The organism is Nocardiopsis sp. iso_237 (assembly GCF_056173345.1).
In genome coordinates this window covers 2,299,978-2,312,836 of sequence record NZ_CM149669.1, presented here as the reverse complement: position 1 = coordinate 2,312,836, position 12,859 = coordinate 2,299,978, and the positions used below count along the sequence as shown (strand labels likewise).

Genomic DNA, 12,859 nt, shown 5'->3' with positions numbered 1-12,859 from the left:
GGATGACCGAACCGGAGATCGTCCGCACCACCGACGCCCGGCAGCTCGCCGAGAGCGTGGTGTCGCGGCTGGTCAAGCTGATCGTGAGCGCTGAGGCCGAGGGGCGCGAGTTCCACCTGGTGCTCACCGGCGGCGGCGTGGGCATCCAGACGCTGGGTGTCCTGCGGGACGAGGCGCTGGCCAGCGGGATGAGCTGGGGGCACGTCCACCTGTGGTGGGGTGACGAGCGGTTCCTGCCCGACGGGGACCCCGAGCGGAACCAGACGCAGGCCTGCGACGCGCTGATCAACGACATCGACATCCCGTCGCACCAGGTGCACCCGATGCCGTCGTCGGACGGGACCGACCACGGGGAGGCGGAGCGGGCGGCCACCCACTACTCGCAGGCGCTCTCCGTGGCGGCGCGCGGTCGGGGCCCGGTGCCGGAGTTCGACGTGTGCCTGCTGGGCCTGGGCCCGGACAACCACGTGGCGTCGCTGTTCCCGGGGCTGCCGGGGGTGCACGAGAACGAGGCCTCGGCCGTGGCCGTGCACGACTCCCCCAAGCCGCCGCCCACGCGGATCAGCCTGACCCTGCCGTCCATCCGGAGCTCCCGCCAGGTGTGGGTGCTGGCCTCCGGCGCGGCCAAGGCCGACGCGGTCCGCCTGGGTGTGGCCGGTGGCAGCGTGGACGAGGCCCCGGTGGCCGGTGCGCGCGGTAGTGAGAGGACCGTGTTCTGGGTGGACGAGGCCGCCGCCTCGAAGCTGTAGCGGTACGCACGAACGCCCCGGCCGTTACCGGTCGGGGCGTCGTCGTGTCTCAGGAGTGGCGGCGGAGGGGGCTCAGGCGCACGGCGGTCTCGGTCCCGTCGTCGTGCAGGATGTGGCGCTGTGTGGAGGCGTCGGGGAAGAGGCCTTCGGGGACCTGGGTCACCAGCCGGAGCTGGGCCACGGCGTGCGTGGGCATGGTGATCCTGCCCGGCAGGTGGATGGCGAGTTCCTCACGGGCCTCGAAGGTCTGCACATCGACCTTCTCGGCCAGCGCCGCCAACCGCTCCGCATCCGCTGAGACCGGGACCTTGGCCAGCCAGTGCGGCCCCTCCGGAGTGTGTGCCGCCTCCCGCTGTTCGTGGGTCTCACCGGCCCACGTGAACCAGGGAGTCCCCGCGACCGCGGCTCCGTGTTCCTCGGCCAGTGCTCGCAGCTCCGTCACCGCTGCCCGCACCGCCGAGGTGACCTCGTCCCAGTCGTACTGGTCCGGCTGGCCCCGCCGCTTCTCCACGGGGACCGCCCTGACCTCCGCCGAGAGCACCGTCATCTCCGGCACCTCCCGGCGCCGCACCTCGGGCCAGGAGGTGAGGAGACTGCGGGCGGTCGTGATCGCCTCGTCCTCGGTTTCGCGCTGGCGGCGCAACCCCTCGGTGTGTTCGTCGAGCAACCCGGCCGCCGTGTCGGGCGCCTCCACCGCCCGACGCACGTCCCTGACACTCATCCCGGTCCCGCGCAGCGCGCTGACCAGCAGGGCCTCCTGGACCTGCTCGAAGTCGTAGTACCGGTACCCGGTGTCGTCGTCGACCACCGCGGGGACCAGCAGCCCCTCGGAGTGGTAGAAGCGCAGCGTCTGGGGAGAGAGCTCGCTCATCTCGCTGAAGTCCTTGATGGAAAGGCTCATGACGCCAGTCTCAGGCTTGCGGTTACCAGAGGGTCAAGCGGTGGGGCAACGACGTGGGACCGCCTGCTTCACGCAACAGGTCCACTCAGAGGTGATTGACGAAGCCACTCAACGCCCAGTACACGAAGAACGATGGCATCCAGATCAGTGGAAGATACGCGAAGCCCAAGTGAAGTGACGTAGAGACATCTTCCTCCTCACCACCACCTTCCGAAGCCGCAGACGACTGTCGCTCCCTGATTCCTTCAGCAGCCCGGGAAGCACTGGGGCTTCCAAAGACCGACGACAATAATGATCCCTGAAATGCCGGAACATCCACCACACCCCCACCTTTGAGCTCCACGATCAACTCGCCACCACTGGCCCAAACCCGATCGACCCGATCCAACGCCACAGTCGTTTTCAGTGCGAATCCTCGAACAACAAGCAGGCCAGATTCAACCGAAACGTTCCTCCAGAAGCCGATCTTCAGGTTGAACCAGAGCGACAAGGAGAAGAGGCCAGACAAAAAGAGGACGCCTTCGAGCCCTAGCCCTTCACCAATCACGGCAAGCGCAAACAGGGACCACAGAAGGAAACCCAAGGACACGACCAGAAACAGAACTCCCGCACTCCGAAAAACGACCCTTTCCCTTGCCAAATCTCATTCCTCGCAAACAGACAACGATAAAACTCGGAACCAGAAACGCCTTCCAGGCGATCTCCTGACTGCGCCCCCTGGTTGACACCGTCACGCGCAGAGGAGCGCTTCGACCTCGGAGGCCAGGGGCGACGCATGGGATGGCCGCTCGTGTCGAGGGGATGTGAGAACCCGGGGACAACCCTCGCACCTGGGATCAGGGCAGGACTTTAACCAGCACCTACATCGACCCACAATCGTTCGGAGTCCCGACCACGCGAATATGGAACCGGGAACCATCCTTGACATGCGGCAATCAGATCTGGCCGTATCCGGCCACGAAGCCGGGTAAACCAAACCCGGGAACGCTGCGCGCTCCGAGCTTCACGGGGTCCGCACATGCCGCGACCTCGCCTGCATCACACCTGGTCAGAGCTTCCCAACGGAACGTAGGAGACGGAAGGGTCTCGCCGCCGCCCCGGCGGCCGGGGCGGCGTGTGCGTGTCAGAGGCTGCGGAAGTCCAGGCCCTCGATCTCGGTTTCCGGGCCCGTGGTGACGAGGGCGACGATGCGGTCCTCGGGGCCCTCCTCGAAGAGGACGGAGCCTCCGGGGAGGGGCACCTCGGTGCCCTGGGTCGGGAGACCCAGAAGGGTGCCCAGCCAGCGGGCCGAGAACTCGGGGTCGGCGGTCTGGATGACGATCGCCCGGAGGTCGTGGGGCCCTGGGGTGAAGCGACCCCGGACGTACTCGGTGTAGAGCTGCTCGCGGGGCGGGTCGTAGGTGATGAGGAAGGGCGCCCAGAAGGGGGCGTCGGGGAGGAAGACCTCGCGGAAGCTCACGTCGCGGCCCTCGGGGGCGGCGACGACCTCCTCCACGCGGTGTCCCTGCATGCGGAGGCGCTGGGCGGAGGCGGCGGCGTCGGTGACGTTGACCGCGAAGGTCATGGCCCCGCGCCCCCGAGCGGCGACGTCCTCGATGGCGGGGCGCAACACCTTCAGGGCCCGACTGAAGACCCCGGTGTCATAGGCGGACTCGTCGAGGACGGTGAGGATCTCGACGTAGCGCTCGTCCAACCGCCAGGCCCCGTTGCGGAACCCGTCGAAGGGCTCGTTGGTGTGGGCGGGGAACCCTGCCTCGGTGTACCGGCGCACCGCTTCGGGCACGTCGGGCACCCAGTGCAGGAGATGGTCGAACTCGGGTCGCTCAGCGGTCACACCAGATCTCCTTTGATTAGGCCAGGCTAACCTAACCAAAGGAGAGGGTCGTGCGTCAATGCGCGGCGACGAGTTCGCGCACCGCGGTCATGTCGTCGAAGGGCAGCAGCTCGTCGCCGACGATCTGGTGGGACTCGCTCCCCTTGCCCGCGACGAGCACCACGTCACCGGAGCGGGCCACGGAGAGGGCGCGGTCGATGGCGGCGCGGCGGTCGGCGATGCGAGTGAACGGGGTCCCGGTCGACTCGATCCCCTCGGCGACCTGGTCCATGATCGCCTCCGGGTCCTCATGGCGCGGGTTGTCCCAGGTCAGCACGCACCGGTCGGAGTGGGTGCCTGCGATTTCCCCCATCCGGGCGCGCTTGGTGGTGTCCCGGTCCCCGCCGCAGCCGAAGACCGTGAACACCCGTCCCTGGGCGAAGCTGCGGATGGTGCCCAGGACCTGGTCCAGGGAGTCGGGCGAGTGAGCGTAGTCCACGATCACCGAGACCCCGCGCGGCGCGGCGAAGTGCTCGAAGCGCCCCGGGATCTGGGGCATCCGCTCCCACGCGGCCACCAGCCCGGTGAGTTCGTGCCCCTGGACGTGACAGGCGGCCAGCGCGGCGAGCGCGTTGGACACCGAGAAGCGTCCCGGCACGGGGATCGCCGCCGGGTACTTGCGGCCCTCGTGGTGCAGGACGAACCGGGTGCCGGAGGCGTCCACCTCCAGGTCGGTCGCCCGGTAGTCGGCCGGGACCTCGACGGAGTAGGTGACCGTCGCGCCCGGCATCAGCTCCGGGATCGTGGCACCCACCGCATCGTCCACGTTGACCACGGCCCGACGGCACAGCCCCCGGAACAGCCGCAGTTTGGCGTCCCGGTAGTGCTCCATGGTGCCGTGGTCGTCCAGGTGGTCCTGGGTCAGGTTGGTGAAGATCCCGACGTCGATGTGTGAGCCGTCCACGCGGTGCTGGAGCAGGCCCATGGAGGTCGCCTCCAGCACGACGCTGAGCGTGCCCCGGGCGCGCATGCGGGACAGGAGGTACTGGAGATCCGGGGCTTCAGGGGTGCTGAGCAGGGTCCTGGGCATGGGGATCGGGTCGCCGCCGGTCCGGGCCCCGGAGGTGCCGATGACCCCCACCCGGGCCCCGTTGGCGGCACTCAGCAGGGACTCGTACATGGACGACACGGAGGTCTTGCCGTTGGTGCCGGTGACCGCGACGACGTCCATCGCGTCTCCTGGCTCACCGTGGTACCGGGCGCAGACCAGAGCCGCCGCGACCCGGGCGTCGGCGACCCGGACCAGGCAGGTACCGGGTGGAGCGGACAGGTCGTCCCCGCTGGGGGGCTCCTCCACGAGGGCAGCGACAGCGCCCCGGGCGAACGCGGTGGCGACCCCCTCCGGGCCGCCCTCGCGGTGCCCTGGGAGTGCGAGGTAGAGCGAGCCCGGCGCCACCCGGTCGAGGTCGACGCAGGGCGCCGAGGCGATGGGGATATCGGGGTCCCCGTAGATGACCTGGTGGGCATGGCCGTTGAGCAGTGCGCTCAGTTGCAGGGGGTGTCCCTTCCAAGGCGGTGCGGCTGCGGGCGCGGCCGACACCGGTGTACCCGGAGTGTACGCGCCCGCAGCGGCCTCAGGCGGTCCGGGAGGTCCGCCAGTACACCGGGATGACGGCGGCGACCACCAGGTGGGTGAGTTGCAGGACGACGACGGTCGCGGCGGTCGCCCCCACGGTGAGCGGCGGCAGGAACATCGCCACGGTGACGAGCACCGCGACGACCGTCCACACGATGAGGCCCCGTCGGCCCAGGAAGCGCTCACCCAGGGCGAGCACGCCCCATCCGAGCAGGGCGAACACGGCGGTGAAGAGTGTGAGGGCGGGCCACGCGACGGCTCCGGGCTCCTGTCCCTCGGGGGCGACCACCAGGTCCGCGCCCAGCAGCGGCGCCGCGAGGGCGAGGAGGGTGTTGACGACGGTGACCGCGAGCACCGCGGCCAGGCGCGGCTTCCAGGTCGGACGGACGGCGGTCGGGGTTTCGGTGAGGCTTTGGGTCATGGCTCATTCCCTGTTGCGATGGGGTTCGACACGAACCTAAGCGGGGAGGCCGAGACTTCCTATGCGTGATCCGCTCTGATCTATGCGCGATCGTCCACGGGTGAGTACGATGACGGCATGGATGTGCTGAGCGACGTCATCTCGACCGTGCGCACGGGCCAGCCCCGGTCGGCGCGGATCGAATGGCAGGCCCCCTACGCCACACGGTTCCCGGAGATCCCCGGCGCCAAGTTCATGGTGGTCCTTCAGGGGTCCACGTGGCTCCTCACGGAGGGTGCGGAACCCCTGCAGCTGGGCCTGGGCGACGTCCTCTTCCTGCCGCGCGGCCGCGAACACCTGCTGAGCAGCTCCCCCGACGTGTCCGACGGCGGCGTGGACTGCTCCGGTGTGCTGCGCGCCGCAGCGACGGGCGGGGACCCCGTGCCCACGCTGGTGTGTTCGCGGGGGTGGGCGCGCCCCAAGGAGATGCCTCCCGTGCCCGCGTTCGGCGCCGCCACGATCGGGGACGGTGAGGGCGAGCCCAGTTGTGTCACGGTGGGCGGCTCCTACGACGCCAGCGCGTCGACCCCGCATCCGCTGTTGGCCGAGTTCCCCTCCGTGGTGCACCTGCCCGCGAAGGTCGGGCGCAGGTCCGAGCTCCCGTTGGCCGTGGGGCTGCTCGGCCGGGAGCTGGGCACGAACCGGCCCGGTGGGGACACGCTCGTCCCTCACCTGTTGGACATGCTGGTCGTGTACATCCTGCGCACCTATCTGGAGGAGCTGCGGGAGGGGGACGAGAGCGCGGGCCGCGGCTTCGCCGGGGCACTGCGCGACCCCGGGGTGTACGCCGCGATCCAGGCCGTGCACCGCGACCCGGCGCACCCCTGGAGCGTGGCGGAGCTGGGTGAACGGGCCGGGCTCTCGCGTGCCGCCTTCTCCCGCCGGTTCACGGCCCTGGTGCAGCAGTCCCCGCTGGCCTACGTGACGTGGTGGCGGCTGACCACGGCCGCGCGTTTGCTGCGCGAGGAGGACGCCACGATCAGCTCGGTGGCGACGCGGGTGGGGTACTCCTCGCAGTTCGCCTTCGCCAACGCGTTCAAACGCGAGTTCGGCCGGTCCCCCGGCCGGTACCGTGAGGCGGCGCGCGACCTCACGGAGCCGCGGACGCCCGCCGCGCCGCCCGTGAGCTGAGGGTGAGGGCGGTGAAGAGCACCGTGCCGGGGAGCGCGTACGGACCGGGCCCCAGGAAGAGGGAGGCCGCGCTCGCACCGAAGGCCAGGGACGCGAACCCGAGCAGGGTGAGCAGGGCGAGGAGCACCGCCGCCGTTCCGGTGACCCAGCCCGGCCAGCGCGGGGCTCCGGGACGCACGAGGGCCAGCGCCGCGACGGCCGTGCCCAGCGTGGCCACCAGCGGCCCGACCATCCAGACCAGGTAACCGGGTCCGATCCCCTGGTCGGCGTCGGCCGCCAGCCACCCGGTGATCATCAGGTGCGCGACCCCCAGCAGCAGGCCCGCGCCGGCGGCCGCACGGCCGAGCCACGCTGGTGCGGTCCGTGCCGGAACGTGTCCGGCCCCCGTCGACCCGTGCCGGGCTCGTGCCGACCCGTTCTCCGCCCGCTTCACCATGACCGCTCCGCCTTCCCTCGCCGACGTCCTCATGACACGAGTCTGTTCGGCGCGGCGCGGCCCCGCCTCCCCCGTGCGGGGGAGGCTGATCCTCCCCGGGAGGGAGCGGGGCCGCTCAGAGTTCTCCGGGGCAGGAGGCGCCGACGGCGGGGACCACACCGTCCAGGAGGTAGGCGTCCACGGCGCCGTCCACGCAGCCGCGTCCGCCCGCGTAGGCGGTGTGGCCGCCGCCCTCGTAGGTGAACAGGGTGGCGGTGGTCAGCTGGTCGGCCAGTTCCTCGGCCCACGCGTACGGGGTCGCGGGGTCGTCGCGGGTGCCGACGACCAGGATCGGTGGCGCCATGGGGGCACTGAGGTCGCTCGGGGCGAGTTCGGTGTCGGGCCAGGACGCGCAGGGCAGGAACGTCCAGATCTCGTCGCCGCCGAAGAACGGCGACACCTTCTCCGCGCGCCGGGCGCCCTCCAGGAACGCGTGGACGTCGCCGGGTCGTGTGTGGTCGGCGCACTGCACCGCCGTGAACGCGGACGCCGTCGCGCCCTGGTCGTCCCTCGGGGCGGCGTAGCGCCCCAGGTAGGCCTGGACGAAGGGGTCCCGCTCGTCGCGCGCGATCCGGGCCAGCAGGCGCGCGTCGCCCTCCCACTGCCGTTCGGCGTTCAGGGAGTCCCTGAGCAGCGCCAGCATCTCGTGGCGGCCGACACTGCGGTCCCCGACGACGATCGGGTCGGTGTCGAGCCCGGCCAGCAGTGCCTCGGCCTCGGACGGGGCCTCCTCCGCGCCGGTGAACGGGCACTCGGGTGCCCTCTCCAGGCAGTAGGAGACGAAGGACTCCCAGGCGGACTGCGCCCCCTGGCTCTGCTCCACGCCGTCCGCGATCACGCCGCGCTGGGTCTGGAGGGCCCCGTCCAGCACCAGGGCGCGGGTGTTCTCCGGGAACATCTCCGCGTACAGGGCCCCGAGGTAGGTGCCGTAGGAGTAACCCACGTAGCTGAGCTTCTCGTCGCCCAGCGCGTCACGGAGCAGGTCGAGGTCGCGGACCACGTTCACACTGCCCATGTTGGCGAGGAAGTCCGTCCCGACCTCCTCCTCGCAGCTCCACGTGAACCTCTGGGCGGTCCGTTCGAGGTCCCGGAGCCGGTCGTCGCCCACGTCGTCGGGGTCGACGCCCGCCACCTCCTCCAGCGGCCGCTCCATGGCGTCCCACGCGGGGCAGGTGAACCCGGCGCTCTCCCCCACGCCGCGCGGGTCGAAGGAGACGAGGTCGAAGGAGTCGCGGACCCGCCTGCTCAGCGCGAGGGGTCCGGCCTCGAACCGGGCCACCCCCGCGCGGCCGGGGCCGCCGAAGTTGAACACCAGGGATCCCCGGTACTGGTCGGCCGTGCCCTGGGCCGGGTGCCGCACCACGGCGGTCTCGATGGTCCGGCCGCCGGGGTCGCCGTGGTCGACGGGAACGGTGACGGTGCCGCACTCCAGCCGCGCCCTCCAGTCGGGGTCGCCCTCGACCGGTTCGGCCCCGGCCAGTTCCTCCGGGGACAGGCAGGGCCGCCAGTCGACGTGTTGACCGTAGAAGGAGCGCGCCTGGTCCTGCTCGTCGAGGGGGGCAAAGCCCGCCGTCACGACCAGCGCCAACGCCGCTCCCGCGACCCCCAGAGCCCGCACCCGAACACCCGCCCCCGCACAGAGTCCTCCGCCGCCGGATCCCATCCTCCGAGCGATCGGGGGCGGAACCGCGCAGAACATCCCGGAGGGCGGGTAAACAGTCCGTCGTGTCGGGTTTTACCAGGCGGGGCAGGACAGACCGGCCTCCGGGACCGCCCCGTCCAGGAGGTAGGCGTCCACCGGGCCGTCCACGCACTCCATCCCGTAGCCGTAGGCGGTGTGGCCCGCTCCCTCGTAGGTGACCAGCGTGGCGGTGTCCAGCTGTTCGGTGAGCTCCTCGGCCCAGGTGTAGGGGGTGGCCGGGTCACCGAGCGTGCCGACCACGACGATCGGCGGGGCGTCCGGGGCGGAGAAACCGGTGGGCGCCTCCTCGGTGTCGACCCAGTAGGCGCACGGCAGCTGCTCCCAGACCAGGTCGGCGCCGAAGTACGGGGAGTCCGCCGCCGCGCGCTGCGCCGCCTCCCGGTAGACGTCGGGGTCGGTCGGGTCGGCGCGGTCGGCGCAGTTGACGGCGGTCAGAGCTGCTTCGGTGTCCTCGTGGACACCCGGGTCCTCGGAGGATTCCGGCTCGTCGGACGCCTCGGGCTCGTCGGTCTCCTCCTCTTCCTGGCCGAAGGTGTCGTCGTAGAGGCGTTCCAGCTGGGGTCCGGCGCCGTCGACGTCCTCGTCGAGCGCGGCGAGGACCTCCGCCAGCTCGGGCCAGGTGCCCTCGTCGTAGAGCTGGAGGCTCACCATGGTCAGCAGTGTGTCGCCGTCCACGGACCAGCCCCGGACCGTGGGCGGGTCCGCGTCGAGCCGGTCCAGAAGCTCCCCCATGCGGGCGTCGGCGGTGGCCGTGCCGTCGAACGGGCAGCGGGAGGCGTACGCGCACTCGTCCACGAACAGGTCCCAGGCGGCCTGGAAGGCCCCGGCCTGGTCGGTGGCGACCTCCACGTTGGGACGCTCGGTCTCGACGGCGCCGTCCAGCACGAGGGCGCGGGTGTTCTCCGGGAACATCTCCGCGTACAGCGCGCCGATGTAGGTGCCGTAGGAGAAGCCCACGTAGGTCAGCTTCTCGTCGCCCAGGGCGCCGCGGAGCAGGTCGAGGTCGCGGACCACGTTCACGGTGCCCATGTTGGCGAGGAAGTCCTCCCCCACGGTCTCCGCGCAGGACTCGGCGTAGGCGCGGGCGGACTCCTCCAGGTCGGACAGGTCGGCGTCGGCGACGTTCCCGGAGTCGGCCACGGCCTGGCGGGCGCCGTCCATCGCGAACCAGTCACCGCAGGCGAAGCCCTCGCTGTCGCCCACCCCGCGCGGGTCGAAGCCGACCAGGTCGAAGGCGTCCTGGACCGACGCGTCGAAGAGGGGGTGGTCGAGCATCGCGACCCCGGACTCGCCGGGGCCGCCGGGGTTGACCACCAGGGAGCCGATCCGCTCGTCGGCGCCGCCGCTGGCGGGCCGCCGGGCCAGGGCGAGGTCCACGGTGTCGCCGTCGGGGTCGGCGTGGTCGAGCGGCACGGTGAGGGTGCCGCACTCCAGGGTCTCCAGCCAGTCCGGGTCACCGTCCCACTCGGGCGCCTCCTCCAGCTCCTGCTCGCTCAGGCAGGGCGCCCAGTCGACCTCCTGCGGCTCGGGGGCCGCCGCGCCGCCGTCGTCGTCCGGCGCCGCGCACCCGGCGAGAAGGAGCACGAGCACGCCTCCCAGCGCAGCCCCTCGAAACCGACCACTCGTGATCCCCATGCCTCGTACGCCCCGCCGTTCCGGTCCACGTGCGGCCGGACGGCCGCGACCCCATCCTGGGGCACCGGATGGGACACCGCGAACGGGACGACGGTTCCGGAAAGGGACGGGGATCACTCCGGGTTCAGAGCCTGCTCGCGTCCGTGGTGAGGGTTCCGGACGGGTCGGCGCCGCTCTCCGGGTCCACCTCCACGACCAGCGGGTACAGCGGTTCCCCGAAACGCAGGCCCGGGGCCCGGCCCGGTGCGGGCTGGGCGATCCAGTCCACCAGCTCACCTGCGCGGCTCACGTCCCGTCCGGGTCGGGTCAGGGCCACCACGGTGCCCGCGACGTCGCAGCGCACGTTCAGGTGGGTGGTGGCCGCGAACACGCTCTGGGCCCACGCCCCCGGGCTCACGTCCCGCAGGGGTCCGTCCGCCGTGCGCCGCCGTCGGCGCGCCGGTGCGGCCAGCCCCACGGCGCGGTCATCGAAGGTGAGGACCAGCCCGGGCCGTTCCTGCGCGGTCAGGAACCCCTCCGCGTCGGCGAGGGAGACGTCCCACCACACACCGGTCGCGCCCGAGGCCGCCGTCCGGAGCGCCGCCCCCGCCAGGTCGAGCAGTTCCACGTCCACCTGGTCGCGGGCGGGTCCGGTGACCACCTCCTCCAGGGACGCGGTGAGGGGTGCGTACCCGGACAGCACCAGCGACCAGTCGATCCGGGCGCGTCCCTCCAGCTCGCGGCGGCCGTGGGTCAGGCACACGACGGCCCGGTCCCGGGGCAGCTGGTAGGTGGCGCAGGCTCCGCAGTGCCGGGCGGCCCTGGCCAGTCCGAGGCTCATCGCCTTGGTCCCCGTGGTGATGTCGACGACCACCGGCTGGTCGCCCTCCCTTTCCTGCTCGATCCAGCCCTGGACGGCCCGCTGGACCGCGCCGGAGTCGTAGCCGTCCACCGGGTCGGCGGGCAGTCTCACCCGGTCCCGGTAGCCCTCGGAGCGCAGCGCGGCAGCGTCGGCCGGGGGCGCGTCCGGGTGTTCGGCGGCGCGCAGAGCCCCGGCCGCCGCCTCACGTACGCGCGCCCGCAGGCTCTGCCGCGAGGGCAGGACCAGCGCGCGGGAGGGGCGGTGGGCGTGCAGCGCGGCGAGGGCGCCCAGTCGACTGCCGCCCAGGGGTGTGACCAGAAGCGGCCCGTCCTGCGGACCGGGGTGCCGGGCGGGTGGTGCGGGCAGCTGGCCGTCCGACCCGTCGCTGTCGGAGGTGGCGGCCTCCGGGGCTCCCTGGGGGAGCACGGCCGGGACCGCGGGCGGTGTGGGCCCGTCGGCCAGGCTCGGGAAGAAGGCGTCCCGCACGGCAGCGAAGGTGGTGACGCGTTCGGTCAGGGCGTCCAGGTTCCAGACGTGGACGTTGCGGCCGGTGAGCGCCGGGTTGTACGCGGTCACCTGTTCGCGCAGGTCCTCGACGACGGGGCCGGAGTAGACGAACAGGACGAGGGTGGCCCCGCCGAAGACCCGGCGGGCCTTGGCCACGGTCCAGCCCGCGCGGGCCACCACGTCCTCGGCCCGGGTCTTGGCCTCCACGCACAGCACCCGGTGGCGGTGGCGCACCAGGATGTCGAAGTCCGCGACGGATCCGCCCGGGCGGTAGGGGTCGGCCACGCGCCGGGAGCCGAGGACCTCGGTGTCGGGCCGTCCGCCCAGCAGGCCGCGCAGGTGGGAGAGGACGCGCGCCTCCGCCGCGATCCCGTTGCGTTCGCTCTCGGGCAGGTTCGGGTAGGCGTCGGCGAGGGCGGCGTCCCCGCCGTGCAGGAAGCGGCGCAGCGGCGCGGGGTCGCGGTCGCTCACCCACTGGGCGCCGTGCACCCCGGCGAGGGTGCGCAGGTCGATCCCCTGACAGCCCACCGGCTGGTCGGGGCGCGCGGTGTCGGCGCTGCGGAGCAGGTCGCTGTGGGAGTCCAGGTAGAACCGCCAGGCGCGGGCGTGCGGCGGCAGCACCCGTTCGTGGTGCAGCGCGGCGGCCACGCTCATCACCTTGGTGCCGCCGGTGTAGTCGAGGTACCAGGGACGATGGCCGAGCGCGCGGCAGACCGTCTCCAGGAGACCGGTGACGGAGGCGGGGTCGTGCGGGTCCGCGCCCACGCTGAGGACGCGCACGGAGCGCCCCCGGGCGATGCGGCCGACCGCCTCGGCGACGCGGCGGGCCACGGGCAGGGTGCCGTCGCTACAGACCAGGAGCAGTTGGTCGACCGGGAGGGTCAGCGAGGAGAGGAGGGCGGGGGTGGGGTTCTGGCCCACGAGGACGACGGCGATTCGGGGTGCGTCCACGGTTTCCCTTCCGGACGCACCGATCTCGGCCGTCCCCCGACTACAGGAACGGGACCAC

The 12,859-nt window shown here is 72.1% G+C and carries 11 protein-coding genes; 2 read left to right on the top strand and 9 right to left on the bottom strand.

The window, feature by feature from the left end; genetic code table 11:
• Positions 1-2: 2 nt before the first annotated feature.
• A complete protein-coding gene (gene pgl, locus AC0VYM_RS10420; RefSeq protein ID WP_475462996.1) occupies positions 3-749 on the top strand; it encodes a 6-phosphogluconolactonase in 747 nt (248 codons plus the stop codon).
• Between the two features lie 49 nt (positions 750-798).
• Here the strand turns inward: pgl and AC0VYM_RS10415 are convergent, their stop codons facing one another.
• From AC0VYM_RS10415 to AC0VYM_RS10395, 5 genes are all read right to left on the bottom strand, one after another.
• Positions 799-1,650 carry a MerR family transcriptional regulator gene (locus tag AC0VYM_RS10415; RefSeq protein WP_475461578.1) on the bottom strand — a complete coding sequence of 284 codons (852 nt, stop codon included), beginning with the start codon at positions 1,648-1,650 and terminating at the stop codon, positions 799-801.
• A gap of 85 nt (positions 1,651-1,735) precedes the next feature.
• Positions 1,736-2,233 (bottom strand): hypothetical protein, encoded by a 498-nt coding sequence (locus AC0VYM_RS10410; RefSeq protein ID WP_475461577.1) that lies wholly within the window; start codon positions 2,231-2,233, stop codon positions 1,736-1,738.
• 540 nt (positions 2,234-2,773) lie between these two features.
• Positions 2,774-3,484, bottom strand: a complete 711-nt coding sequence (locus tag AC0VYM_RS10405; RefSeq protein ID WP_475461574.1) for a VOC family protein — start codon at positions 3,482-3,484, stop codon at positions 2,774-2,776.
• A 55-nt stretch (positions 3,485-3,539) separates the two neighbouring features.
• The gene (locus tag AC0VYM_RS10400; RefSeq protein WP_475461572.1) at positions 3,540-5,063 is read right to left on the bottom strand and encodes a UDP-N-acetylmuramoyl-L-alanyl-D-glutamate--2,6-diaminopimelate ligase; all 1,524 of its coding nucleotides are present in this window, start codon (positions 5,061-5,063) and stop codon (positions 3,540-3,542) included.
• A 34-nt stretch (positions 5,064-5,097) separates the two neighbouring features.
• Entirely contained in the window at positions 5,098-5,520 is a 423-nt protein-coding gene (locus AC0VYM_RS10395; protein ID WP_475461569.1) for a DUF6069 family protein, read from the bottom strand.
• A 117-nt stretch (positions 5,521-5,637) separates the two neighbouring features.
• Between AC0VYM_RS10395 and AC0VYM_RS10390 the strand changes: the two genes are divergently transcribed.
• Complete coding sequence (locus AC0VYM_RS10390) at positions 5,638-6,690, top strand: AraC family transcriptional regulator (protein ID WP_475461567.1); 1,053 nt, start codon at positions 5,638-5,640, stop codon at positions 6,688-6,690.
• Here AC0VYM_RS10390 and AC0VYM_RS10385 read toward each other — a convergent pair.
• The 4 genes from AC0VYM_RS10385 to AC0VYM_RS10370 form a co-directional block, all read right to left on the bottom strand.
• Positions 6,650-7,159 (bottom strand): hypothetical protein, encoded by a 510-nt coding sequence (locus AC0VYM_RS10385; RefSeq protein WP_475461565.1) that lies wholly within the window; start codon positions 7,157-7,159, stop codon positions 6,650-6,652. The genes AC0VYM_RS10390 and AC0VYM_RS10385 overlap by 41 nt on opposite strands.
• Positions 7,160-7,241: 82 nt before the next feature.
• Entirely contained in the window at positions 7,242-8,753 is a 1,512-nt protein-coding gene (locus AC0VYM_RS10380) for an alpha/beta hydrolase (RefSeq protein WP_475461562.1), read from the bottom strand.
• Between the two features lie 147 nt (positions 8,754-8,900).
• On the bottom strand, positions 8,901-10,502 hold the full coding sequence (locus AC0VYM_RS10375) for an alpha/beta hydrolase (RefSeq protein ID WP_475461560.1): 1,602 nt from the start codon (positions 10,500-10,502) through the stop codon (positions 8,901-8,903).
• A gap of 124 nt (positions 10,503-10,626) precedes the next feature.
• The gene (locus AC0VYM_RS10370; RefSeq protein WP_475461557.1) at positions 10,627-12,801 is read right to left on the bottom strand and encodes a PDDEXK family nuclease; all 2,175 of its coding nucleotides are present in this window, start codon (positions 12,799-12,801) and stop codon (positions 10,627-10,629) included.
• Between the last annotated feature and the right edge of the window lie 58 nt (positions 12,802-12,859).

What these genes read in the sequence shown, in the direction of transcription:
- AC0VYM_RS10375 (WP_475461560.1), bottom strand. Translation starts at nt 10,502, where the DNA reads ATGGGGATCACGAGTGGTCGGTTTCGAGGGGCTGCGCTGGGAGGCGTG.
- AC0VYM_RS10415 (WP_475461578.1), bottom strand. Translation starts at nt 1,650, where the DNA reads ATGAGCCTTTCCATCAAGGACTTCAGCGAGATGAGCGAGCTCTCTCCC.
- AC0VYM_RS10390 (WP_475461567.1), top strand. Translation starts at nt 5,638, where the DNA reads ATGGATGTGCTGAGCGACGTCATCTCGACCGTGCGCACGGGCCAGCCC.
- AC0VYM_RS10395 (WP_475461569.1), bottom strand. Translation starts at nt 5,520, where the DNA reads ATGACCCAAAGCCTCACCGAAACCCCGACCGCCGTCCGTCCGACCTGG.
- pgl (WP_475462996.1), top strand. Translation starts at nt 3, where the DNA reads ATGACCGAACCGGAGATCGTCCGCACCACCGACGCCCGGCAGCTCGCC.
- AC0VYM_RS10385 (WP_475461565.1), bottom strand. Translation starts at nt 7,159, where the DNA reads ATGAGGACGTCGGCGAGGGAAGGCGGAGCGGTCATGGTGAAGCGGGCG.